This is a genomic window from Garicola koreensis, assembly GCF_014195445.1.
In the GTDB taxonomy this organism is placed as follows: Bacteria; Actinomycetota; Actinomycetes; order Actinomycetales; family Micrococcaceae; genus Nesterenkonia; species Nesterenkonia koreensis.
In genome coordinates, this window is record NZ_JACIBT010000001.1 from 725,641 (window position 1) to 747,070 (window position 21,430).

Genomic DNA, 21,430 nt, shown 5'->3' on the forward strand with positions numbered 1-21,430 from the left:
TCCTCCGGTACCGCGTCGGCGAATACCGCGTCCTCGCCCAGCTTACTGACAATCCTGTGACACGGTCTTGAGTCTGACCGGAAGCCGAACCTTGGGTTTCTACGGGACCACTGTCAGCCTCGGTCAGCGGGGCCACAGTGACTCTCGATCGGGCCGCAGACGGTCTGCTGCCCTACCCCACTGGGCTGAGCGCTCGGCTGAGCCGACGCACCGCATCACGGCCGGCCCGGTTGGCGCCCACAGTCGACTGCGAGGGCCCGAACCCAATCAGGTGCACGCGCGGGTCGGCGACCACTTCGGTGCCGGACACCTGGATGCCGCCTTCGGAGTTCTGCAGCCCCAGCGGATCCAGGTGTTTCAGGGCCGGGCGGAAGCCTGTGGCCCACAGGATGGTGTCCACTGAGGTGAAGCTGCCATCAGCCTCGCGCACTCCGTAGGGCTCGATGCCGGTGAACATCGGCCGGTGGTTCAACGCACCGCGCTCGTGGGCTGCTTGGGCCTCGCGGTTCCAGATCAGGCCGGTGTAGGAGACCACGCTGGACGTGGGCTTGCCGGCCTCGGCGGCGGCGGTGACTTCTTCGATCACGCGCCGGCCATCGATTTCACCGCTGCTGCCAAATTTCCCGAAGACCGGTTCCCGCCGGGTGTACCAGAGTGTGGTCGCCACCCGGGAGATCTCCTCCAGATGCTGCAGCGCAGAGATTCCCCCGCCGACGACGGCTACCCGCTGGCCGGTGAAGTCGCGATGCGTCACATAGTCGCGGGTGTGCATCTGGGTCCCGGTGAAGGTCTGACTGCCCGGGTAGTCCGGCAGTAGCGGGTTGTTCCAGGTGCCGGTGGCGTTGATGATCGCCCGGGTGCGCCACTGGCCGTCGTCGGTGGTGACCAGCAGGTCGCCGTCGGGATCCTCATCGGCTGGACGCACCTCGGTCACCTGCACCGGCCGCAGGATGGGCAGCTGCATAGTCGCTTCGAACTGCGCAAAGTATTGCGGCACCGCCGTCCGCGCAGGGGTCTGGGGGTCCTGGTCGGGTTTGGTCATCCCCGGCAGGTCGAAGATCCCGTTGACGGTGGCCATTGTCAGCGACTCCCAGCGGTGCTGCCAGGCGCCACCAGGGGCAGGGTTGACGTCGAAGACCGCGAAGGTCTCTGCGCCGACGTCGTACTGGCCCGTGGCGTGGCGATAGCCGGTGCGTTGCAGGTGATAGCCGGCCGAGAGCCCGGCCTGGCCTGCACCGATCACAAGGACCGAGGCGAACCGAGGCTGGGTCATAGACGCTCTGCCGGCTCTTCAGCAGCCTGCCGCAGGGCGTCCTTGAACGCCTCCACCGGTTGGGCCCCGGAGAGCGCCAGGCGCTGGTTGAACACGAAGAACGGTACACCGCTGGCCCCGATCTGCTTGGCCTGGGCGATGTCGGCATCAACTGCGGCGGCGTAGTCATCACCGACGACGACGCCGTATGCGGCTTCGCGGTTGAGCCCAGCCTCGGCGGCGAGGTCGGCCAACGTATCAGCGTCGCCGAGGTTGAGTCCTTCGGTGAAGTGGGCGGCGAAGAGCCTGCGGACCAGGGTGCGCTGCGTGCCGTGCTCGGCGGCGTAGTGGGTCAGTCGGTGGGCAGTGCGGGTGTTGGCGGCGATGGACTGCTCCAACCGGTAGTCCAGTCCGAGGCTGGCGGCGCGCCCGGTGACCTGGGCGTTGGCGGCTTCGGCCTGCTCCCGTGCCATGCCCTTGTGCTGGACCAGCATCTCAGTGGAGTTCATGGCGGTGTCGGTCGGCAGCTCGGGCATCAGCTGGTAGCTGTGGTAGCGGATGGTGACCTGGTCGGCGTCGTCGTAGTCCTGCAGGGCCTGCTGCAGCAGAGCTTCACCCATGTAGCAGAACGGGCAGACGAAGTCACTCCAAATATCAATGCGAATCGGACTCATATCTGCTTCAACCGCCGACCGGGTCGGCGCATTCCACAGGCGCTGACGAATGTGCTTTACCTCTGGCCAGGGTGTATGCTGTATTGGTGCTTTGAGCGGGACAGTGCCCGCACAGCACGCATATGGTGGGCGTAGCTCAGCTGGTAGAGCATCGCGTTGTGGTCGCGAGGGTCGCGGGTTCAAGCCCCGTCGCTCACCCCATGTGAAGGGCCCCGGTCAGCTGACCGGGGCCCTTCAGCTTTGTGCGAGGATGACTCAGCGGAACGCTGTGCCCACCAGGTTTGCCACCTTCGCGGCAGTGGCGTCATCGATCTCATCGAGGAACCAGGCACTGGGGTACAACGTGCTGTCGGGTTCGCGTTCGATCCGCGCCTTCTCGGAAAGGCCCAGCGACATCACCCCGTCGTCGAGGCGGAAGAACACCAGCACTGGCGCACTGCGTCCGGTGGCATAGCCAGGCATGCCGCACCAGAGTCGTGGCTTGAGCTTCGGCCCGGCACTGAGGATCGTCTCGTGCAGCCGCGCACCGATCCTCGCGTACGGTTCCGGCATTGCGGCGATCTTGTCCTCGACCGCCTGCAGATCTTTGGCGGTCTTGTCAGCCTTCATGATGGACATGGTCAGACGAGCACTTCATCATCGACTGCGCGAGGGCACAGGTAGTGCCAGCACCAATTTAACAGGTCAATCGCGGCGACGTGTGCCCCGGCCCCGCGGTGCGGCCACGTTATGCGGGATGTTCGATCGTGTCGGTGCCATCCTCCACTGCTGCGCTGGCTGTGCCGAACTCACCAGGGGTCAGTTCCAGGGCGACCACACCACTGTCTGTGACGGTGCTGGCCGAGGTGGTCATCGTCAGTGCGGGTCCCTCCGCACCGAATATGCCCGCGCCTGCACCGACGACGACTGGTGCCAGCAGGAACCGATAGAGATCGACCATCCCTGCCTGGTGCAGGGCACGCGCGAGCCGAATGCTGCCATGAACCTGCAGCTCATCCCCGGGCAGTGCCTTCAGGTCCCGAATGCGTGCAAGAATATCCCCGTCGAGCACAGTAGTGGTGCTCGACCAGACGTCACCGGTTGGCGAGGACGTGACCACATGCTTGGGGCCGCTGTTGATCTGATCGGCGACACGGTCATCAGGGTCGGTCACCTGGGGCCAGTGGCTGGCAAACGTGTCATAGGTTCGGCGACCCAGAAGCAGTGCCGAGGTGTGGGAGAACCAGCCGTCGACTGCACGGCCGCAGCCCTCATCAAACAGCGGCATCAGCCACCCTCCGAAGCTAAATTCGCCGCGGGTGTCCTCCTCCGGACTGCCCGGCGCCTGGGAGACACCGTCGAGGGTCATAAACAGGTTGACGCTGAGTTTCATGGCTGCTGCCTTTCATCCGGCCCCACCAGGTAGGTGAGGTGCGTAGCGTGGGGGGTGACGACGACGTCGGCTTGGGTCAGCAGTCGTTCTCCCACCAGATCGAACAGGCGCGTACCCGACCCCATCAGAACCGGCGAAAGGTGGATGCGAAGCTGGTCGACCAGTCCCCCGGCGAGCGCCTGGCCAATCACCTCGGCCCCGCCCATGATGACGGCCTCGCGCACCCCGGCAGCTTGGCGCGCCGCGGATACTGCTGCTTCCATTCCGTCGGTGATGAACGCGAACCCGTCAGCCAACCGGCTCTGCTGCGGCGGGTGGTGGGTCACCACAAAGACCGCAGGGCGGGACGGGGTCTGCTGGTCGTAGCCGTAGCTGACCTGATCGTCCCAACCGTTGGGTCCATCAATGAAGTCAAAGGTTCTGCGCCCCATGATGATGGCGCCGGTGGCCTCTGCTGATGTTTTGAGGAACTGCTGGTCCTGCGGCGAGGAGTGCGACTGGAAGACCCACTGCTGAATCGCCTCACCCCCGCGGCCCAGGCCGCTTTCGGAATCGGGCTCTGGGCCGGTGACATAACCGTCCAAGGACATGGAGATATCTGCGACAACGGTGCTCATGGGCTTCCTTTCATCGGGGGCTCGGGCAGTGTGAAGCATCGGGTGAAGGTCTGCCATGATTCCGACGGCCCGCCGATGCGCACCTCACCGCTGTGGAAGTCTTCGAACGGGTCCAGACGCTGATACACCAGCGCGGCCATCGTCTTCGGCTCCGCCTCCACACGCGTGACTGCGCCACTGCCGAGGTCAGCGAATTCGTTCACGTCGGTCATGTCAGCCCGCCGGATGGTGAAGTCTGCGTCGGTGATCTGTGCGTCAAAGACATCGCTTCCCATCACCAAGCGCAGCGCAAGGTTCACTTGTGCCGCCGCGTCCGGGTCGAAGGTCGTCTTCAACGACAAAGCAAACGACGACGCACTGAAGGACTGATGCTCCAGGTCAGTCGGCGTGTGTGCGGCCCAGCGTCCCAGGGCGATCAGGGCGGGTTCCAGCGCGGCACCCCAGGGAGTCAGTTCGTAGACAGTCGCCGCAGCCGGTGCGGCCATGCGCCGCTTGATTGTCACCCCAGCCGCAGTAAGTTCTTTGAGCCTGGCACCCAAGATGTTGGTGCTCACATTCGGCAGGGCGGCGGCAAGGTCTGAATAGCGACGCGGCCCGAAGATCAGTTCGCGCACCACGGGCATCGCCCAGCGTTCCCCGACCACATCGAGGGCCCGAGTGATCCCACAAGCATCCGAATAGCTCCGCATACTTGTAATTCTGAACTATTTACTTGTTAATAGCAAGCATTGTGGTGGCAGTGCCTCCATCCAGCTACATCCAGTTCACCCCGTCGTCTTCGAACTCCCGGATCCGATACCTGATCATGCGTTGCAGCAGCTCGGTCGGCACCGGTTTCCCATACGGCAGCTGGACGCTGCCCTTGCCGGTGGTGAACCCGACCAGCTCGTCGGCGAAAGCCTCGCGGGTGCTGGGGGTGAAGACGAAGTTGGCGTGCTTCTTATGCCCGCTGAAGACGAACAGAATGGTGCCCTGCGGGTGGAGGAAAGCCGGGTGGCCCCATTTGATCGCTTCGGTGGCTGCAGGGGCCGCGCTTCTGCTCAGACTGCACAGTTCGGCCAGAAGATCGGCAGCGTCTGCGGAGAATTGTCCGCAGTACTGTTCGACAGTGCTCGGTGTGGTCATGAGTGAATTCTCGCAGCCTGCCGAGGAATCAGGCAGACTGAGAGGCAGCGGGCAGACTAGGAGGCAGCGAGCACGGCCTTCGCCCGGGAGGAATCACGCACTCTGAAGGAGCAGTCCATGTCGCAGCCGTTCGGCGAGGAGCCGTATCGTCCACACGATCACCCCTACTACTACCAGGGGAACCCGTACCAGCAGGGCTATCTGCCCTACCCGGGAGGCTTTGGGCCGCCGAAGAGCCATGCCGCGGCGATCCTGCTGTCGTTCTTTCTCGGCACGCTGGGCATCGACCGGTTCTACCTCGGCCACGCGGGTGTGGGGATCGCCAAGCTGCTGCTGAGCTGGGCCACCTTCGGCGTCTGGCAGCTCATTGATTTCATCCTCATCATCGTCAAGGGCACCTACGGTCTCAAAACCATCAACTGGCAGTAGCTGCCGCATCAACCGGCACCAGCAGCAGACTCCCCTGGCTGCGCACAATTCCGCCGCCGGTGTCGGTGATGTGGAACGGAACAGCCAGGGACCCTTCACCATCGGGGTCGTAGGCTTCAGCGATGTCGCCGCTGACCGCGTTGTGGGCCTGCAGCTGGCCCTGCGCTGTGCGGAGGTAGACCAGCACTCCGCCGGTGCCCTCCAGCTGCAGGCTCTGCGCTTCTGAGTTGCTGAAGAGCCGCTCACCGGCGTCGTCGTATCCGGTGAGTTCATCACCGAGGGCGATCCAGGTTCCTGAGGTGACCTCAAATGCGGCGTCGCGCACGTCTTCGGCGATGGGATCCCCGGTTTCAAGATCAATGAGGACCCGCTCCTCCGACTCCCCGCCGACCAGTGCGGCCGCACCGCCACCTGGGCCAGCGGTGTCCCAGCTGTGCAGCGCCTCGGCCTCCCAGCCGTACTCCTGCAGCGGCAGGCTCCAGTCAGCCGTCTCAGCACCGTGGCGGTAGGCGTGCAGATGGGTGTCATCTGCCAGCAGGACAGTTCCGCGGTACTCGCCGACGACATGTGCTGAGCCATCCGTGCTCTCATCGGCGAGGATGTCTCCGGTGGCGGGGTCGAGCACCATGCGCGGGCCAACCTCGCCCAGCTGCTCCTGCGGTGGTGCCGCGAAGACCGCGCCTGGGCCTTGGTGCGGGCCGGGCACCTGGACCGGGCCCCACACCTGATCCCCGGTGCGCAGGTCATAGGCCGTGGCGGTGGGGCTGCCGAAGGTTCCCTCTTCTGGGTCGATGTCAGTCAGCACCGCCAGGGGGCGTTCGCCGTCGTGGGTGATGGTGAACCCGGAGCATGCCCGGGGCCGCTCTGCCTGCCAGAGAATGTTCCCCTCGGCATCGGCGGCGGTGAAGGTCAGGAGGCCTCCGGTGTCGCCGGGGGCGAGGAAGACCCCGTCAGCACTCTTGGGGGCTGTGTCCCAGGTGGGGTCCAGCAGCGGGCGGTCATCCAACTGATACGGCAGCCGCAGCTCGCCGACCTGGGCTTCCGGCGCCTGCTCCTCGACGGTGACCGGGGAGGGCTCATACTCGGGCACCTCCTCGGCCCCAGTGTTTGCCTGCTGCGTGTTGTTCGCCTGCCCAGTGCTGTTTTCCGGCCCACCGCAGGCGGCGAGAAGCAGTCCGGCCGCCAGGAGCACGGCTGCTGCGCCACCACGAGGGGCGGGCCGGTCGACTCGGCTCATCGTGACTGCCTGACTGGTCGGCTTGGGTCTGCCGAGCGGTTCTGGTCTGCTGACACCGGGCGCGACCGTCTGCGGCGAAGTGCCCAGAGACTGATGATCACCGCAGCGACGACGGCGACCAGCACCGCGTCCCATACTGGGGAGGAGAGGACGCCGGCGCTCGACTGCAGCCAGCGCTGGACGCCGGCCGGCACCAACGAGGGTGCGTCGACCAGGCCGTTGGTGACCCAGAAGAGCACCCCGATAGCGATGATCAGCAGCCCGGTGATCACAGAGGTGGTGTGCAGCTGCCGTCCCAGGAACCGGAATCCGCGTCCGCGGATCACGCTGATGGTCCGCGGGCTGAGCCTGGTCCAAACAGCGGCCAGCAGGGTCAGCGGCACCACCATGCCCAGCCCGTAGACCGCCAGCATCAGTCCGGCTTCCAAGGACCCTCCTTGGGCCATGGCGAGGGTGAGAATGGCCCCCAGGATGGGACCGGCGCAGAAGCCGGCCACGCCGCTGGCTGCTCCCAGCAGCAGGGTCCGGACTGCCCCGGTGCGGCTGTGGGCCTGCTGCTGCAGCCGATCAGCCCCGGGCAGGTATTTGGCCACATCGAAGCCGAAGCCCAGTGCTTGGGCCGCTCCCAGCACGATCAGCAGCACTGCGGTGCCGATCACCAGCACGTTCCAGTAGGAGGTCACCAGCGAGCCCAGGGCGCCCAGGCCCAGTCCCAGGGGGACCAGGGTGATGGTCAGTCCGAGGTAGAAGATGCCCCCGTGCAGCAACAGTCGCATCCGGCTGCCCAGGGTTGAGGCGAAGAATGCGGGAAGCAGCAGGGCTCCGCAGGGGCTGAGCAGGGCCAGTATTCCGCCGAGGAAGGCCGCCAGCAGGCTGATATCCATGGGTGTCTACTCCTGGGAGGCTTCCAGAGCCTCGTCGACGGCGTCGGTAAACACCTCGGTGGGCTGGGCCCCGACCACCGGCTCCCCGTCCAGGACGAAGACCGGGGTGGAATGGGCGCCCAGGTCGAAGCCCATCTGTTGGTTCGCTTCGATCTCCTCAATGACCTGATCAGAGTGCATGTCCTGGCTGAACTGTTCCACGTCCAATCCCAGCTCGCCGGCCAGTTCGGTCAGCGCCTCGTCGCTGAGGGCTGATTCGGAGCGGGTCTCGCCCTCGACGAAGAGCTCATCGTGGTACTGCCAGAACTCACCCTGCAGTCCAGCGGCGTAGGCCGCCTGCGAGGCTGCCTCCGAGGCAGGGCCGAAGACGTTGAGGTCACGCCATTCGATCCGCAGGTCCCCGGCTTCGACGTAGTCCATCATCGCCGGCAGCGTCTCGTGGCTCCAGCTCGCGCAGAACGGGCACTGGTAGTCGGAGAAGACCACCAGACCCACCGGAGCATCCACGTCGCCGGCAGCCAGCGGGTCCTGCTCATCGCGGGCCTCCACGTAGCTGAAGTCGGTCTGGTCCGGATCTTCGTACTCATCGGGGTTGACCACATCGGCCGGAACGTCCTCTTCGGCGCTCTGGCTCTGCTGATCGGGGCCCTGGCCTGCGCGGCTCTGCTGCGCATCGTCGTCGGGCCACAGCAGCACGGCGATGACGACGGCGGCCGCAGCGAGCACCAGCACCGGAATCAGCCAGCTGCGTCCAGTCAGGGCAGGTTTATCGGACATGGAGTGGGTTCCTTCACAGAAGCGGTCAGAAGCTTTGATTACTATCCCATATAGTAACTATGTGGCATAGTAACTATGCAAGTTCGTCACGATCCGGCATAGTAGAGGACATCATGGCACCGCGAATCCGAGGCACCGATCAGCTGCGCACTCTGCTCCACCTGGCATGGCAGGGACTGCGCATGTGGACCCCACGCCAGATCGGCGCCGCCGTCATCAGTGCCGCGGCGGTGGCCCTGGTCATCGGCGTCGCCACGGTGCTGATCCCCAATCCGGTCTTCGCTCGTGATATTGAGCCGGTGTGGTGGAACTATCCGATCTGGATCCTCACCGCTGCGCTGACCGGCATGCTCATCGCCACCTATGTGCGTGCCCACCGTGCTGCCCCTGCTGCGCCGGCGGACAGCGATGAGTCCAGTCAGCGGCGCAGCAGCAGGTTCGGGTTGGCCGGAACCGTGCTGGCTTGGTTCGCGGTGGGCTGCCCGGTCTGCAATAAGATCGCCCTGCTGGCCCTGGGCTACTCGGGGGCGATCACCTGGTTCACTCCGGTTCAGCCCTACCTCGCCGGTGCGGCCGTGATCTTCTGCGCACTCGCCCTAGTCATCCGGCTGAAGGGTCAGGTCCTGTGTGCGGCACCGGCGCAGTCCTCGCCAGCAGCCGCGGAAAGGGTGGGCGCATGACCGCTGAGACGCCTCAGGACGCCGGCTCTCGGGCACCGCAGCTGGGCGCACTGGAGGCCCAGGTGATGGAGCTGCTGTGGCAGCAGGGCCCGTGCAGCGTTCGCGACGTGATGGACACCCTTGAGCAGCGGCCGGCCTACACGACAATTGCTACGGTGATGCAGAACCTGCAGCGCAAGGGCCTCGTGCGCTCCCAGCACCAGGGCCGCGCCGTCTCCTATGTTCCCGAAGTGAGTCGGGAAGCGCATACTGCCCAGATGATGCGCCATGCCCTGGAATCCAGCAGCGACCGTGCCGCGTCGATCCTGCACTTCGTCAAAGACATGCCCGACGACGAACTGAGCATGCTGCGTCACTACCTCGACCAGTCCCCGACCGAGGAGCAGGAAGCATCGTGAGCCTCACTGTGGCCGCAGCGGTGTTCATTGCCTGCCTTGCGCTGGTCGGGGTCTACGGGGCGCCCATCATCCGTTGGGCGGCTCCGAAGCTGATGCGCACCCCACGGGTCGCCGTCGCAGTGCTGTCTGCTGTGCTGGCGCTGTGGCTGCTGGGGATCGCCGCCGTCGGCCCGATGCTGGCCTGGGTCACCTCCAGCTCCAGCACCGTACTGCCCGGCAGAGCCGGTGAAGTCTGCCAACGATGTTTGGACGCGGCCAGCCCGCTGGGGTCCGGCGCCGGGGTGGAGACCCTGATCCCGGCGATTCCCCTGCTGGGCGCGCCGGTGGTCCTGGTGGCGGTGCTGCTGATCTCGGCACTGCGCTCCTACGGCCGCCGGCGATCATTGATGCGCACCCTCTGCCAGCGCCTGGCGGGGGCAGCCGCAGCTGAGACGGTTCAGGGGGTCCGGGTCATGGTGGTCGAGGACCCGGACCCGGTAGCCTATGCCCTGCCCCGCCGCTGCCGGGCGATCGTGGTCTCCCGCCGGCTCATTGACACCCTGACCCCCGATGAGCTTTCCGCGGTGCTCACCCATGAGCAGGCCCACCTGCGCCAGCGCCATCACCTCATCCTGACTCTGCTGGAGAGCATCAGCCGGCCGCTGCGAGCCGTGCCGCTGGTCCGCACAGTCTCTGCTGCTGTTCCGCACTACCTGGAGGTCGCCGCGGATAACACAGCACGCGGCCATGCAGGCACTGCAGTGTTGGCCAGCGCCCTGCTGAAGATCGGTGAGATTCCCAAACAGCCAGCGGCAGCACGGCCCGAGCCGCTAGCGCTGCACGCCGCCGGCACCGACCGGATCCGTCAGCTGGTGGCACCGCACCACAGCACCGGCGCAACCGTCTCAACCGTTGCTGTGGTCACCGCGGGCCTGGCGCTGCTGGCTGCCAGCGCGGCAGTGCACCTGCCCTACGCACACGCGGTGCTCACCGGCTGTTTCCACACCTGAGGCCATCACCCCTGGCGGCAGGCTCCCCTACGCCGGCTGCTGCACCAGAGCCGGGTAGTCGGTGTAGCCCACTGAGAGGTCTTCGCCGGAGTCCGGATAGAAGGTGGACGGGTTCGGGGTGTTCAGCTGCGCCCCCAGCGCGATCCGCTCGACCAGGTCCGGTGTGGCGATGTAGTCGCGGCCGAAGGCCACCGCATCAGCTGCACCGGCTTCGATCAGCCGTTGTGCGTCGTCGCTGGTCATCTCGTCGTTGGCGATCACCGGTCCGCCGAAGCTGCGGCGGATCTGACCGATGAGGCTGTCATCAGCCTCGACCTCCCGGACGAACAGGAAGGCGACGCCGCGCCGCCCCAGCTCTTGGGCCGCGTATCCGAATACCGAGCCGGGATCGGAGTCGCCCATGTCGTGCTCCTCCCCGCGCGGCCGCAGGTGGACGCCGACGCGGTCTGGGCCCCATACCTCGGTGACCGCGTCAGTGAGCTCCAGCAGAAAGCGAGCCCGGTTCTCCACTGATCCGCCATAGTCGTCTGTTCGCACGTTGGTGCTGTCCTGCAGGAACTGATCGATCAGGTACCCGTTGGCCGCATGGATCTCCACCCCGTCGAAGCCGGCACGTTCGGCGTTCTGTGCCCCACGCCGGAAGTCCTCAATGACGCCGGGGATCTCCTCAGCCTCCAACGCGCGCGGCTGAGGGTAGGGGCGGCGGGGGCGCAGCCGCTTCACCCGCCCGGCAGCGGCGATCGCGCTGGGAGCGACCGGCAGTTCGCCGCCGAGCAGCTCCGGATCGGAGATCCGCCCTACGTGCCACAGCTGCAGAAAGATCCGCCCGCCGGCAGCATGGACAGCCTCGGTGACCTTCTGCCACCCGGCGACCTGCTCCTGGTTCCAGATGCCCGGGGTGCCGTGATAGCCAACCCCCTGGGGGCTGACGGAGGTGGCCTCGCTGATGATCAGCCCAGCGCCGGCCCGCTGGGTGTAGTACTGGACCATCAGGTCAGTGGGAACCCGCGCATCCCCGGCCCGGGCTCGGGTCAATGGTGCCATGATGATCCGATTCGGGAGGCTCACCGAGCCCAGGGTCAGCGGGTCCATCAGCACAGACATGCAAGCGCTCCTCTTTCAGCAATAAGAAACAATTCAAACGACGACGGCGGTGAGCCCCGTGCGGCATTGCACGATGGGCGTTCTCGCACACCCCGTCACAACTGAGGCAGACTGCCGGATGTTCCTGGTGGGGTGATCGGCTCCATCAGCTGCGGGCCCTCGCTGCGGACACTGCCCACTGCCCTGTCCACTGGGTAGACCTCCCAGTCCGCGACGACGCCGAACGACTCGGCCCGGATCCGTTCGACCAGGGCCTCTGCCTCATCCGCGCTGAGTCGGCCGGAGCTCAACCAGTGCTGCGCGGTCTCCGGACTCATCGCCAGCGGGATGCGGTCGTGCAGCTGGGCCAGCTCATCGAGGGTGTCGCCCTGGCCGGTCTCTGGGGACGGGCCAGTCAGGATGGTGCAGGAGAGCACCCACTGGGCAGTCTCCGGGTCCTTCCACCACTCATAGAGTCCGGCGAAGGTGATGAGCCCGTGATCTGCGGGCCGGACGGCATAGGGCTGCTTAGCGCCCTTGGGTCCGGTCCATTCGTAGTAGGCGTCGGCGAGCACTGCGCAGCGCCGGGCACGCACTGCGGAGCGGAACGTCGGCTTCTGGGTGACGGTCTCGCTTCTGGCGTTGAAGGCCCGGTTGGAGAAGGTCCGGTCCTTCGCCCAGACCGGAAGCAGCCCCCACCGGGCAGTGTGCAGCTCCCGGTGGATCTCGGCGTCGTCGTCGACCCGCTCCAGCAGGATCGGCACCTCACTGGTGATCGCCACGTTCCAGGAGATGCGCTCCCGGTAGGTCAGTCCCGGCTCGGCCTCGAGCAGGGGGACCAGATCACCGGTGGCTCGGGCGATGACGTAGCGTCCGCACATACTGCTGAGGCTACCGCAGACGAGCAGCGAGCAGGGGTCCCGCCGACGTCTCAGCGCTGGAGAAAGCTCAGCAACGCCTCGTTGAAGACCTCGGCATGGCTGACGTTGAGCCCGTGGGGAGCGCCCTGGACCACCTTCAGCTCGGAGTCACTCACAGCCTGGTGGGTACGCTGACCCGAACCCTCCAGCGGCACTGTGGCGTCGCTGTCACCGTGGATCACCAAGGTAGGCACATCAATGGCGCGCAGGTCATCACGGAAATCGGTCTGAGCCCACGCGTCCATGGACGCCAGGGCCGCGGCCTGATCCGACTGCTTGGCCATATCTAGGGCCTCCTGCCGCTGCTGCTCCGTGACGGTGAGCTCATCGCCCACGGAGAAGAAGCCGGTGGTGAAGTCCTCAAAGAAGGCCTCCCGGTCCTGTTCGAGGGACCCGCGCATCTGGAGGAAGGTTTCTTCATCCAATGGCCCATCGGGGTTCTGGCTGGACCGCATCAGATAGGGAGGAACTGCGGCTGCGAACACCACTGAGTGCAGCCGGGCTGTTCCGTGCCGGTGAGCGTAGCGGGCCACCTCGCCTCCGCCCATGGAGAAGCCCACCAGGGTGACCTGCTGCAGCTGCAGGGATTCCAGGACGTCGTGCAGGTCATCGGCGAAGGTGTTGTAGTCGTATCCGGCGGCGGGCTTCTGCGACCTGCCGAATCCGCGCCGATCGTAGGTGATCACCCGGTAACCGGAGTCCTGAAGCGGTCCGATCTGGGCTGACCAGGATTCGCTGGAGAGCGGCCAGCCGTGGATCAGCACCACGGCTCGGCCGGTGCCGCCGGTGTCGTTGACGTGCAGATTCGTTGAATTCTCGCTCATGGACTCTCCTAGTTCGAGCTGTTCTCTTCGGGATCCTCAGGTTCGCCGACGCCGAGCACCTCTCCGTTCTCATCCAGGGCCTCAACGGCGGTGTACTGCGCATCCTCAGGGAGGGGAATCGCAGTTTCGAAGGAGTCCCGCTCCACGGTGGTGTGCGCAGCGGCACTGGACTCGTCCTCGCCGCTCAGCAGGCGCCATTGGGCGACCTGCGTGGCTCCGTTCCACGAGACGTGGGCGAGGCGTCCCTCGTCGTCCTCATCGGTGATCACCACATCCGGGTCGGTCTCTGGCTGACCCTCCCAGGGGGCCTTATACGCCCGGTAGCTGCCGCCGCCGCCGTGGTAGTTGTCCCCGTAGCAGCCAGCGCCGTGGCAGACGTCGTAGATCAGCTCGCCGTCCTTGGTGTATTCCGAATAGTGGGGCTCTGCTCCCCAGCCGATGAGCATATTGCCGTCGGGCAGCGGGTTGGCGTTGGCCATGCTGCCGGCGGAACGGTCATCCGGCGGAGCGTATTCGGTGACCAGCGAGGCGGTCATCGCCTCCTCATCCACGCTCAGGCGCAGTCCTCGTGAGGTTTCGTCGCTGGCGCTTCCGTTGGCGTGGTTGTCCAGCAGCGTCAGCGTACCGTCGGGGGCTCGCTGGGCATCATGCTGCCAGGCGAAGACGGCGTCGTCGTCCATGTCGAAGTCGCTGCCGGAGCCACCCAAGGTCCAGTCCAGCTCACCGGTCTGACGGTCCAGCTTGTAGACCGCGTGGGTGTGCCGAGCCGAGACCAGGATGGAGCCGTCGTGGTCTTCGGTCATCGAGTTGATGTGGAAGTAGTCGAAGGGCTCCTCCTCGGTGCCGAGCTGCGCAGGTTCCTCATCCTCCTCTGCTTCATCGTCCAGCTCCTCCTGCTCGTCGTCGAAGTCGTTCTTCGCGTGGGAGACGGGGACGTGGTCCAGTGAGCTCCATTCGAAGAGCATCTCGCCGCTGGCGATGTCGATCTCCTGGATCACCGCCTCATCGACCCACCCGTCCTCGGGACCGCCCACCTCGCTGAGATCAGCCTGGGCAGGCACGTAGGCGCCGATGAGCATCGTGTCGTCCTCGGTGATGGTGGTGTCGTGGAAGTCGGCATTGCCCGGCTCTAAGTCTCCTGTCGTGGTGACCTGAGCGATCTGTTGGTAGGACTCGTCGAGGATGAAGATGTCGCCGTAGCCCCGGCCCCCCTCGCTGGGGCCCTGGTAGTAGGTCAGCACAGGTTCACCGCGGTACTGCTGGATCCGCAGGTCGAAGTAGTTGTCCTGCGAATCGTCCGGATCATCTGGGGCCACCCAGACCGGCTCCCCCTCAAGATCGAAGATCTTCGCCCCGGAGGAGGGGGTGTCCGAACCGTAGTTCGGGGTCCAGAAAATGTACTCGTCCGCGTCCTGGTACTCCGAGGTCCAGCCCTCGCCCTGGGTGATCTCCACTTGGGCCGGTTTCAGGTCTGGGCGGCTGACAAAGCTGTGGTGCGGAACTTCTTGAGAGTCCTCCTCATCGGGGCTGCAGGCGGCCACGGTGAGGATCAGCATGCCGGTCAGTGTGCCGGCAAGCATTCGGGGGGCGCCTCGCTTGGGCAGTTTTTCGCCATCTCGCATATGAAACACTTACACGGCTAATCTTGAGCTGGCAAGGGGAAAAGCTCCACGTCGGCACTGAATCCGCCGGTGCCGCTGAGAACAGACCCTGACGCTGCAGCCAGCGCAGAGCTGCCGGTGAGGGTTCTGCCACTTGGCGGTGTCCGGGTTCCGACTTACACTCGAAAGTATGTTCGATTATGTGAGTGTTCGTCGATGGCTAGGCATGCGGCTATGAGTGTCGACCCATCGGCCCACCCCGCGGCAGCCACTGTGTGGACCACCCCTGCCGGTGCACCAGAGCGCCTGGTGTGGTGTGGGCGGCGCTTCGTGGTGGTCGCCAAACCCATCGCGTGGATGGACCGGACCTCGTGGTGGGAGTCTCCGGTGCGCGTGGCTGCCGGGCAGGCGGCTCAGGTGGTGGAGCGGCCCATGTGGCAGGTCACCGCCAAGGCCCTGGACAACGCTGAGCTGCTGATCTTCGACCTGGCCGTCAGCAGCGGGGACCAATGGCCGATCACTGCGGTCTACGACTAGCTGGAGTCCTATGGACCGTTTCACTCACCTGAATGTCGCCAGTGCCTTCTCCGCGCACTACGGCACTGCACGCCCCGAAGCACTGGTGGCCGCTGCCCAGGCATCTGGGGCCCAAGCGGCTGCGATCACTGATCGGGACGGGATCTATGGTGCGGTGCGCCATATCCGTTCCTGCCGGGAAGCGGGCCTCTCCCCCATCGTGGGGGTCAACCTGCAGGTCAAGGATGCCGGCCCCGCGTCGGAGGTCGCCGTTTCAGAGGTCACAGTGCTGGCCCATGGTCACAACGCCGGTGCTGGTTGGGCCTCGCTGGTCCGGCTGATCTCCTCGTCCCACTCATCGGCGCGCCGCGGCACCAAGCGCACGCCCCACGGCTCCGCGAACCGCACCGCATGGGTGGACCCCAAACGACCGGGACTCTTCCTCACCGGCGAATCCGGCACCACCGGAACAGTGCTGCTGGGACCCGGCTCAGATGTGGGCCGGGCAGTGCTGGCCGACGACGACGCCGCAGCCCAGCGGCTGCTCACCGGGTGGAGGCAGCGTCTTGCCGGCGGTGTGGCGGTGGAGATCGTCTGCCACCACACCAAGCCCGGCAGTGCGGGGAGCCTGAAGCACGCCGCAGCCATGCTGCAGCTGGCTCATGCCGCCGAGGTCCCTGCGGTGCTGACCAACGCCGTGCGATATTTGGAGCCGGACGATGCGGTCACCGGTGATGTGCTCGATTCGGCGGCCCACCTGCTGCCACTGGGCGATTTTCAGCCTCAGCCCAATGCCCAAGCCTGGTTGAAGCCGCCGGAGCAGATGCAGCAGCTGGCCCGCACCATCACCGAGTATGCCGGGCTGGGCAGTGATGCTGCGGTGGACCTGCTCAGCCGCACCGAGCAGCTGGCTGAGCGCTGCCGGCTGGACCCGGACTCCGATGTGGGGTGGCGTTGGCCCAAAGTACCTGAGCTGGAGGCGATCGGCGTGGAGGAGGACCCGTCCGCTGTGTTGCGCCGGCGCTGCCAGACTGCGCTTTCTGAGCGCTATCCGCGTGCTGACGGCCCTCAGCTGAGACGCATCGAAGATCAGCTGGCCAACGAGTTGGAGACCATCGGCCACTTCGGCTTCGAGACCTATTTTCTGGCGGTCGCCGAGACCGTCGATCTCATCCGCAGTATGGACGTGCGTGTTCAGGCCCGCGGCTCCGGCGCCGGCAGCCTGGTGAACTACCTGCTGCGGATCTCCAATGTGGACCCTTTGGAGCATGACCTGCTCTTCGAACGGTTCTTAGGGCACGCCCGCAGCACGCTGCCGGATATTGATGTGGACATCGAATCTGCCCAGCGGCACCGGGTCTATGAAGCGATCTTTGACCACTACGGCCACCACCGGGTCACTCTGCTGTCGATGCAGAACGCCTACCGGGCCCGCGGGGCAGCCCGCGACGCCGGCCAGGCCCTGGGCCTGAGCGAAGAGCAGGTCGACCGGGTCGCGGAGAGCATCTGGCGCTTCGACGCCGGGCAGTTCCGTGAGGTGCTGGCCACCAAGCCGGAGCTGCGGGACATCGCCGCGCAGGTGGAGAGCGAGCCGCAGCTGGATATGCTGGTCGACCTCACCGAACGGCTGGACCGGCTGCCCCGGCACATCTCGATGCACCCCTGCGGGGTCATCCTGGGCAGCAGCGACCTGCTCTCGGTCACCCCGACCCAGCCTTCGGGCATCGGGCTGCCGATGTCGCAGTTCGACAAGGACGACATCGACGACATGGGCCTGCTCAAGCTCGATGTGCTCGGAGTCAGGATGCAGTCGGCCATGGCTCACGCCGTCCACGAGATTAAGCGGAGCAACGGCCCCAGCGCCGCCGTCGAGGGCGGCTTGCCGGTGGACGCCCCCTATATCTCTGCGGCGGGCAGGATCGACTTAGATTCCATACCGCACGACGACGAGGCCACCTTCGCCATGATCCGCACCACCCACACTCTGGGCTGCTTCCAGATCGAATCCCCCGGTCAGCGCGAGCTGCTGGGCAAGCTGCAGCCGGATAAGTACGAGGACCTGATCGCTGACATCTCGCTGTTCCGGCCCGGGCCCATGAAGGGCAATATGGTCACCCCCTATATTGACCGCAAACACGGCTATGAGCGCATCGACTACCTGCACCCGCGGTTCGCCGACTTCCTGCAGGACTCCTACGGGGTGGTGATCTATCACGAGCATGTGCTGCGCATCCTGCACGAGACCATGGGCGTCTCGCTGGCCACAGCCGATGAGCTGCGCCGGTCCATGGAGCACGACGTCGAGACGATCGAGCCTGCCTTCCGCGCACAGACGGCCCAACGCACAGACCAAGCAGAGCGGCGGATCTTCAGTGACGCTGATATTGACCGGATCTGGGAGACCCTGCGCGGCTTCGGCAGCTTCGGCTTTTGCAAGGCCCACGGGGCCGCCTTCGCCCTGCCCACCTACCAGAGCGCGTGGTTGAAGACCCACTACCCGGTGGAGTTCATGGCCGGGATCTTCGAACACGACCCCGGGATGTATCCGCGCCGACTGATGATGTCGGAGGCCCGCCGCATGCAGATCCCGCTGCTGCCCATCGACGTCAATGCCTCCGCTGATCAGTACCGGGTGGAACAGATCTCGACCGAAGAGAAGGGCATCCGGCTCTCGCTGCGCGATGTCAGAGGCATCAGCGCAGCAGAACTGTCCCGCATCCTCGCCGGCCAGCCCTATGCCTCCATCACCGACTTCTATCACCGCGCCAAGCCGTCCCGGCCGCTGATGGTGCGCCTGGCCACCCTGGGGGCCTTCGACGACCTTGCCCAGGAGAGCCGGGGCCCGGCCGGACGCGGAAGCATCATCAGCTACATCCGGCAGCTGACCGCCGCCCCCCGGAAGTCGGCACAGCATCAGGACCCTGCCCAGCCCCGGCTCTTCAACGACCGTCAGCTCATGGACGCCTCGATCCCCGACCCCACAGCCGCAGAGCAGGTCGCTTCAGAGCTTGAGAGCCTCTCGGCGGAGGTTGAGGAACATGTCATCGAGGCCTACCGGCCCCTGCTGGATCAGCTGGGGGTCACCGCCGCTGCAGACCTGCTGCGCATCAGAAGCAACTCTGAAGTCCTCATCGCCGGGATCCGGGTAGCCACCCAGACCCCACCGATGCGTTCAGGAAAGCGCACGGTGTTCATCAGCCTCGATGACGGCACCGGCTGCGCGGATACCGCATTCTTCGAAGAGGCCCAGCAGCAGGCCGGTCCGCTGCTGTTCGGCACTCAGCTGATGATCATTCGTGGCCGCACCCGCCGCGCCGGAGAGCGCGGGGTCTCCGTCCACGCCGAGGAGGCATGGGATCTGAAAGTCGCCTGGCGGGAGTGGGCGCAGCAGCGCGTTTAGAGCGCCCGATCCAGTGCTTCGAGGGACTCCTCGAGGAATTCTGGGCCGAAGGGCGGCAGTCCCAGCTCCGAGCGCAGCGATTCGGGCACCGCGCTCCAGTCATAGGTCAGGGTGACCTCGGTGCCGCCGTGCCCAGCGGCGAGGTCGTACTGCCACACCCAGCCGCCGGTGCTCAGGTGTGCGTCGTCGTCGTACTGGCCCGGCGCCCACGCGATCCTGGTATCTGGATCGAAGGCCGTCACCCTATTGTCCATGCGGTAGTGCCCTCCGGCGTTGACATGGAACATCCGCATGCCGAAGACCTGACCGACGCCGGTGATCGGTTCAGGGTGGATGGCTTCGCCCACCCAGTCGCCGGGCTCCGTCTGGTCGTGGCGGGAAGGGTCACTCAGCAGGGCGAAGACCTCCTGCGGCGACGCCTGCACATGACGACGCACTACCAGCTTCGACTCATGCGCCGCTGAACTCTCAGCACTCATAGCGTGTTCCTCTCTGGATCGGCTGAGCCGCAGCCCACGGTTCAGGAAGGTTTCCAGCTTCACACAAACTGCTTGCACTGCACAAGCACATATGCTTGACTCATGTCACCAATTGCACACTGCAATCAGTTATGAGGCTCCACCATGATCCATCATCTGCTCGCCAACTGCGCAGTCTCCGACCTGGATCAGGCCCAGCAGTGGTACACCCACCTATTCGGCCGAGGTCCGGATACCCGACCAATGGCCGGACTGATCGAATGGCATCTCAGCGATGCCTTTGGCCTGCAGGTATGGAGGGATCCCGCCCGTGCCGGATACTCCTCGATGGTCCTCGGTGAAACCGACCTGGACGCCGCCGCGGACCGGCTGACCGAAGTCGGCATCCATCATGGAGGGCCCGAAGCCGGCGGCGGAGCACGCATCCTGCAACTCAACGACCCGGATCGCAACCACCTGGTCCTCTTCGGCTCCTGAGCGCCTGCGGGAAGGATTCGAATCCTCCCGCAGTTGACCAGGAATGTGAGACTCTCTCTGCTGGATCGTTCCCGAACCCGCACCGGGCACCCCGAGGCTGCGGCGCTGAGCCATTCCGTGGAGCGAGCGGTGAACGCAGAGCGGCTGGGCTATGCCCGCTTCTGGGCCGCTGAGCACCATGCGGTGCCCGGCATCGCCTCCGGCTCCCCCGCCGTGCTGCTGGCGGCAGCCGGGGCGCACACCTCCCGCATCCGGCTTGGTTCCGGCGGGGTGATGCTGCCGCAGCACCAGCCTCTGGTGGTCGCTGAGCAGTTCCTGATGCTCCAGGCGCTCTATCCCGACCGGATCGACCTGGGGCTGGGCCGGACCTTAGGCTTCACCGAACCGGTGCGCCGGGCACTGCGACAGAACACCGACGACGTCGACACCTATGCCGAGGACCTCGCCGAGCTGCTCAGCTACCTGGACCGCTCAGCGGCGGTGACCGCCCGGCCACTCGCCCGGCAGAGTCCGCAGCCGTTTCTGCTGGCCACCGGGCAGGGCCTGAAGACGGCCGCCGCGCTGGGGATGCCGGTGGTGGTCGGCGGGCCGATTCTTCAGGATCCTGACATCTCAGAGGCCATGACTGCCTACCGCCGGGACTTCATCCCGTCGTCGGCGGCGGCCGAACCGGCGGTGATCATCTCCACGGACGTCTACCTTGCCGACACCGAGGCTGAGGCCCGCGGGCTTGCCCTGCCGGAGATCTATGCGATGGCCCGGGCCAGAGAGACCGGCGCGTTCGGTCCTCTGGAGCCCGTAGAAGAGATCCGCAGCCAGAAGTGGAGCGCCCAGACGCAGCGGCGAGTGGAGAAGTCGATGGGCCGCGCCGTCGCCGGCACCCGCGCCGCAGTGGGCAGCCGGCTGGAGCAGTTGGTGGAGACCACCGGCGCTGACGAGCTGATGGTCTCCACCTCTACCTATGACCGTCAGGCCCTGGCCGGCATCGACGCCGAGATGGCCCAGTTGGTCACAGGCTGAGCCTGCATTGAACCTCGCTGGGCGAGGGGCGAATTCAGCGGACCAGGGTGAATCCGGTGGTCCACTGGGTCTTTTCGCCGGCGGCCAGGGTGAGCTGCAGGAAGCCGATCGCCTCCAGCTCACGGGCACGCTTGAGCGAACCGACGTCGACTGCGTCGACTCCTCCGGCCTGCACTGCCGAGGCCAGATTCTGCTTAGCAGCATCGTCGTCGCCGGCGATCAGCACCGAGGTGCGGTTATCCCCGACGGTCTGTGAGCTCAGCGTGGCGGCGAAGTTGGTGTTGAAGGCCTTCAGGACGGTCGATGAGGGCAGTGCGTCCGCCAGTTCGGCCGCCGCGGAGCTGTCGGAGGGCACCACCAGGGAGTCGAAGGTCTCGAAGTTCAGCGGGTTGGTGATGTCGAGGACGACCTTGCCGGCGAGCTTCTCCGCGTACTGCGCGGTGATCTGCTCCAGCGCAGGATACGGCACCGCCAGCACGACGATGTCTCCGTTGACGGCTGCGTCTTTGTCATTGCTGCCGATGTGCTCGACAGTGGCGCCGCCGCCGGTCACCACACTAGCGATCGCAGTGGCCATGGCTCCGTTGCCGAAGATGGTGAAGGTAGTCATAGTGTTGAACTCCTCTGACGCTTTTACTTGTATGTACAACTACAATGCTACAAGGGTATAGTTGTA

Annotated in this window: 24 protein-coding genes and 1 tRNA gene; 9 read left to right on the forward strand and 16 right to left on the reverse strand. The window is 65.7% G+C overall.

All coding sequences use genetic code 11. The annotated features are described in order from the left end of the window. Window positions 1–172 precede the first annotated feature (172 nt). Entirely contained in the window at window positions 173–1,273 is a 1,101-nt protein-coding gene (locus tag FHX47_RS03370; RefSeq protein ID WP_183357443.1) for a flavin-containing monooxygenase, read from the reverse strand. Further along, window positions 1,270–1,926, reverse strand: coding sequence for a DsbA family oxidoreductase (locus FHX47_RS03375; protein ID WP_183357444.1), 657 nt, complete (start codon window positions 1,924–1,926; stop codon window positions 1,270–1,272). Before FHX47_RS03375 ends, FHX47_RS03370 begins: the two co-directional genes overlap by 4 nt. Before the next feature lie 125 nt (window positions 1,927–2,051). Between FHX47_RS03375 and FHX47_RS03380 the strand changes: the two genes are divergently transcribed. Further along, window positions 2,052–2,127, forward strand: a tRNA-His gene (locus FHX47_RS03380). A gap of 54 nt (window positions 2,128–2,181) precedes the next feature. Here the strand turns inward: FHX47_RS03380 and FHX47_RS03385 are convergent. The 5 genes from FHX47_RS03385 to FHX47_RS03405 form a co-directional block, all read right to left on the reverse strand. Beyond that, on the reverse strand, window positions 2,182–2,535 hold the full coding sequence (locus tag FHX47_RS03385; protein WP_246327906.1) for a DUF1801 domain-containing protein: 354 nt from the start codon (window positions 2,533–2,535) through the stop codon (window positions 2,182–2,184). Between the two features lie 118 nt (window positions 2,536–2,653). After that, entirely contained in the window at window positions 2,654–3,298 is a 645-nt protein-coding gene (locus FHX47_RS03390; protein WP_183357446.1) for a dihydrofolate reductase family protein, read from the reverse strand. Then, the gene (locus FHX47_RS03395; protein WP_183357447.1) at window positions 3,295–3,915 is read right to left on the reverse strand and encodes a dihydrofolate reductase family protein; all 621 of its coding nucleotides are present in this window, start codon (window positions 3,913–3,915) and stop codon (window positions 3,295–3,297) included. The genes FHX47_RS03390 and FHX47_RS03395 overlap by 4 nt, the downstream gene beginning before the upstream one ends. Next, window positions 3,912–4,604 carry a winged helix-turn-helix transcriptional regulator gene (locus FHX47_RS03400; protein ID WP_183357448.1) on the reverse strand — a complete coding sequence of 231 codons (693 nt, stop codon included), beginning with the start codon at window positions 4,602–4,604 and terminating at the stop codon, window positions 3,912–3,914. The genes FHX47_RS03395 and FHX47_RS03400 overlap by 4 nt, the downstream gene beginning before the upstream one ends. A 64-nt stretch (window positions 4,605–4,668) precedes the next feature. After that, window positions 4,669–5,040 (reverse strand): iron chaperone, encoded by a 372-nt coding sequence (locus FHX47_RS03405; protein ID WP_183357449.1) that lies wholly within the window; start codon window positions 5,038–5,040, stop codon window positions 4,669–4,671. A 117-nt stretch (window positions 5,041–5,157) separates the two neighbouring features. Here FHX47_RS03405 and FHX47_RS03410 point away from each other — a divergent pair, with 117 nt between their 5' ends. Further along, window positions 5,158–5,469, forward strand: a complete 312-nt coding sequence (locus tag FHX47_RS03410) for a TM2 domain-containing protein (protein WP_183357450.1) — start codon at window positions 5,158–5,160, stop codon at window positions 5,467–5,469. On the opposite strand, the gene FHX47_RS03415 is transcribed toward FHX47_RS03410, so the two are convergent. Genes FHX47_RS03415 through FHX47_RS03425 form a run of 3 tightly spaced genes read right to left on the reverse strand, consistent with a single transcriptional unit; the run spans window position 5,456 to window position 8,367 of the window. After that, on the reverse strand, window positions 5,456–6,706 hold the full coding sequence (locus FHX47_RS03415; RefSeq protein ID WP_183357451.1) for a hypothetical protein: 1,251 nt from the start codon (window positions 6,704–6,706) through the stop codon (window positions 5,456–5,458). The two genes, FHX47_RS03410 and FHX47_RS03415, sit on opposite strands and share 14 nt — an antisense overlap. Next, window positions 6,703–7,590: a cytochrome c biogenesis CcdA family protein gene (locus FHX47_RS03420; protein WP_183357452.1), complete on the reverse strand. Its 888-nt coding sequence runs from the start codon at window positions 7,588–7,590 to the stop codon at window positions 6,703–6,705. The genes FHX47_RS03415 and FHX47_RS03420 overlap by 4 nt, the downstream gene beginning before the upstream one ends. 6 nt (window positions 7,591–7,596) lie before the next feature. Continuing rightward, window positions 7,597–8,367 carry a DsbA family protein gene (locus FHX47_RS03425; protein ID WP_183357453.1) on the reverse strand — a complete coding sequence of 257 codons (771 nt, stop codon included), beginning with the start codon at window positions 8,365–8,367 and terminating at the stop codon, window positions 7,597–7,599. A 113-nt stretch (window positions 8,368–8,480) separates the two neighbouring features. Between FHX47_RS03425 and FHX47_RS03430 the strand changes: the two genes are divergently transcribed. From FHX47_RS03430 to FHX47_RS11050, 3 genes are read left to right on the forward strand one after another with little or no spacing between them, the layout of a single operon-like run. Further along, a complete protein-coding gene (locus FHX47_RS03430; RefSeq protein WP_183357454.1) occupies window positions 8,481–9,047 on the forward strand; it encodes a hypothetical protein in 567 nt (188 codons plus the stop codon). Beyond that, entirely contained in the window at window positions 9,044–9,445 is a 402-nt protein-coding gene (locus FHX47_RS03435) for a BlaI/MecI/CopY family transcriptional regulator (RefSeq protein WP_183357455.1), read from the forward strand. Before FHX47_RS03430 ends, FHX47_RS03435 begins: the two co-directional genes overlap by 4 nt. Next, the gene (locus FHX47_RS11050; RefSeq protein WP_183357456.1) at window positions 9,442–10,434 is read left to right on the forward strand and encodes a M48 family metalloprotease; all 993 of its coding nucleotides are present in this window, start codon (window positions 9,442–9,444) and stop codon (window positions 10,432–10,434) included. The genes FHX47_RS03435 and FHX47_RS11050 overlap by 4 nt, the downstream gene beginning before the upstream one ends. 27 nt (window positions 10,435–10,461) lie before the next feature. On the opposite strand, the gene FHX47_RS03445 is transcribed toward FHX47_RS11050, so the two are convergent. From FHX47_RS03445 to FHX47_RS03460, 4 genes are all read right to left on the reverse strand, one after another. Next, window positions 10,462–11,538, reverse strand: a complete 1,077-nt coding sequence (locus tag FHX47_RS03445; RefSeq protein ID WP_183357457.1) for an alkene reductase — start codon at window positions 11,536–11,538, stop codon at window positions 10,462–10,464. Between the two features lie 95 nt (window positions 11,539–11,633). After that, window positions 11,634–12,398, reverse strand: coding sequence for an SOS response-associated peptidase (locus FHX47_RS03450; RefSeq protein WP_183357458.1), 765 nt, complete (start codon window positions 12,396–12,398; stop codon window positions 11,634–11,636). 50 nt (window positions 12,399–12,448) lie between these two features. Next, window positions 12,449–13,261, reverse strand: a complete 813-nt coding sequence (locus FHX47_RS03455) for an alpha/beta fold hydrolase (protein WP_183357459.1) — start codon at window positions 13,259–13,261, stop codon at window positions 12,449–12,451. 8 nt (window positions 13,262–13,269) lie between these two features. Then, complete coding sequence (locus FHX47_RS03460) at window positions 13,270–14,841, reverse strand: arylsulfotransferase family protein (protein ID WP_183357460.1); 1,572 nt, start codon at window positions 14,839–14,841, stop codon at window positions 13,270–13,272. Window positions 14,842–15,096: 255 nt separating this feature from the next. Here FHX47_RS03460 and FHX47_RS03465 point away from each other — a divergent pair, with 255 nt between their 5' ends. Together FHX47_RS03465 and FHX47_RS03470 are read left to right on the forward strand one after the other, a co-directional pair. Continuing rightward, on the forward strand, window positions 15,097–15,399 hold the full coding sequence (locus FHX47_RS03465) for a DUF6504 family protein (RefSeq protein ID WP_183357461.1): 303 nt from the start codon (window positions 15,097–15,099) through the stop codon (window positions 15,397–15,399). Window positions 15,400–15,409: 10 nt separating this feature from the next. Then, on the forward strand, window positions 15,410–18,778 hold the full coding sequence (locus tag FHX47_RS03470) for a DNA polymerase III subunit alpha (protein WP_183357462.1): 3,369 nt from the start codon (window positions 15,410–15,412) through the stop codon (window positions 18,776–18,778). Here the strand turns inward: FHX47_RS03470 and FHX47_RS03475 are convergent. Beyond that, on the reverse strand, window positions 18,775–19,257 hold the full coding sequence (locus FHX47_RS03475) for an SRPBCC family protein (protein ID WP_183357463.1): 483 nt from the start codon (window positions 19,255–19,257) through the stop codon (window positions 18,775–18,777). The two genes, FHX47_RS03470 and FHX47_RS03475, sit on opposite strands and share 4 nt — an antisense overlap. A 144-nt stretch (window positions 19,258–19,401) precedes the next feature. Between FHX47_RS03475 and FHX47_RS03480 the strand changes: the two genes are divergently transcribed. Next, complete coding sequence (locus FHX47_RS03480) at window positions 19,402–19,734, forward strand: VOC family protein (protein WP_183357464.1); 333 nt, start codon at window positions 19,402–19,404, stop codon at window positions 19,732–19,734. A 45-nt stretch (window positions 19,735–19,779) separates the two neighbouring features. Further along, window positions 19,780–20,754, forward strand: a complete 975-nt coding sequence (locus tag FHX47_RS03485; protein ID WP_183357465.1) for an MsnO8 family LLM class oxidoreductase — start codon at window positions 19,780–19,782, stop codon at window positions 20,752–20,754. A gap of 34 nt (window positions 20,755–20,788) precedes the next feature. Here FHX47_RS03485 and FHX47_RS03490 read toward each other — a convergent pair whose 3' ends face one another. Then, entirely contained in the window at window positions 20,789–21,364 is a 576-nt protein-coding gene (locus tag FHX47_RS03490) for an NADPH-dependent F420 reductase (RefSeq protein WP_183357466.1), read from the reverse strand. Window positions 21,365–21,430 lie beyond the last annotated feature (66 nt).

Excerpts from the sequence above, each read along its gene's own strand:
- FHX47_RS03410 (WP_183357450.1), top strand. The coding sequence starts at position 5,158 with ATGTCGCAGCCGTTCGGCGAGGAGCCGTATCGTCCACACGATCACCCC.
- FHX47_RS03445 (WP_183357457.1), bottom strand. The coding sequence starts at position 11,538 with ATGTCTGTGCTGATGGACCCGCTGACCCTGGGCTCGGTGAGCCTCCCG.
- FHX47_RS03465 (WP_183357461.1), top strand. The coding sequence starts at position 15,097 with ATGAGTGTCGACCCATCGGCCCACCCCGCGGCAGCCACTGTGTGGACC.
- FHX47_RS03385 (WP_246327906.1), bottom strand. The coding sequence starts at position 2,535 with ATGAAGGCTGACAAGACCGCCAAAGATCTGCAGGCGGTCGAGGACAAG.
- FHX47_RS03435 (WP_183357455.1), top strand. The coding sequence starts at position 9,044 with ATGACCGCTGAGACGCCTCAGGACGCCGGCTCTCGGGCACCGCAGCTG.
- FHX47_RS03415 (WP_183357451.1), bottom strand. The coding sequence starts at position 6,706 with ATGAGCCGAGTCGACCGGCCCGCCCCTCGTGGTGGCGCAGCAGCCGTG.
- FHX47_RS03455 (WP_183357459.1), bottom strand. The coding sequence starts at position 13,261 with ATGAGCGAGAATTCAACGAATCTGCACGTCAACGACACCGGCGGCACC.
- FHX47_RS03405 (WP_183357449.1), bottom strand. The coding sequence starts at position 5,040 with ATGACCACACCGAGCACTGTCGAACAGTACTGCGGACAATTCTCCGCA.
- FHX47_RS03480 (WP_183357464.1), top strand. The coding sequence starts at position 19,402 with ATGATCCATCATCTGCTCGCCAACTGCGCAGTCTCCGACCTGGATCAG.
- FHX47_RS03375 (WP_183357444.1), bottom strand. The coding sequence starts at position 1,926 with ATGAGTCCGATTCGCATTGATATTTGGAGTGACTTCGTCTGCCCGTTC.
- FHX47_RS03400 (WP_183357448.1), bottom strand. The coding sequence starts at position 4,604 with ATGCGGAGCTATTCGGATGCTTGTGGGATCACTCGGGCCCTCGATGTG.
- FHX47_RS03395 (WP_183357447.1), bottom strand. The coding sequence starts at position 3,915 with ATGAGCACCGTTGTCGCAGATATCTCCATGTCCTTGGACGGTTATGTC.
- FHX47_RS03460 (WP_183357460.1), bottom strand. The coding sequence starts at position 14,841 with ATGCTTGCCGGCACACTGACCGGCATGCTGATCCTCACCGTGGCCGCC.
- FHX47_RS03370 (WP_183357443.1), bottom strand. The coding sequence starts at position 1,273 with ATGACCCAGCCTCGGTTCGCCTCGGTCCTTGTGATCGGTGCAGGCCAG.
- FHX47_RS03390 (WP_183357446.1), bottom strand. The coding sequence starts at position 3,298 with ATGAAACTCAGCGTCAACCTGTTTATGACCCTCGACGGTGTCTCCCAG.
- FHX47_RS03450 (WP_183357458.1), bottom strand. The coding sequence starts at position 12,398 with ATGTGCGGACGCTACGTCATCGCCCGAGCCACCGGTGATCTGGTCCCC.
- FHX47_RS03425 (WP_183357453.1), bottom strand. The coding sequence starts at position 8,367 with ATGTCCGATAAACCTGCCCTGACTGGACGCAGCTGGCTGATTCCGGTG.
- FHX47_RS03490 (WP_183357466.1), bottom strand. The coding sequence starts at position 21,364 with ATGACTACCTTCACCATCTTCGGCAACGGAGCCATGGCCACTGCGATC.
- FHX47_RS03470 (WP_183357462.1), top strand. The coding sequence starts at position 15,410 with ATGGACCGTTTCACTCACCTGAATGTCGCCAGTGCCTTCTCCGCGCAC.
- FHX47_RS03475 (WP_183357463.1), bottom strand. The coding sequence starts at position 19,257 with ATGAGTGCTGAGAGTTCAGCGGCGCATGAGTCGAAGCTGGTAGTGCGT.
- FHX47_RS03430 (WP_183357454.1), top strand. The coding sequence starts at position 8,481 with ATGGCACCGCGAATCCGAGGCACCGATCAGCTGCGCACTCTGCTCCAC.
- FHX47_RS03420 (WP_183357452.1), bottom strand. The coding sequence starts at position 7,590 with ATGGATATCAGCCTGCTGGCGGCCTTCCTCGGCGGAATACTGGCCCTG.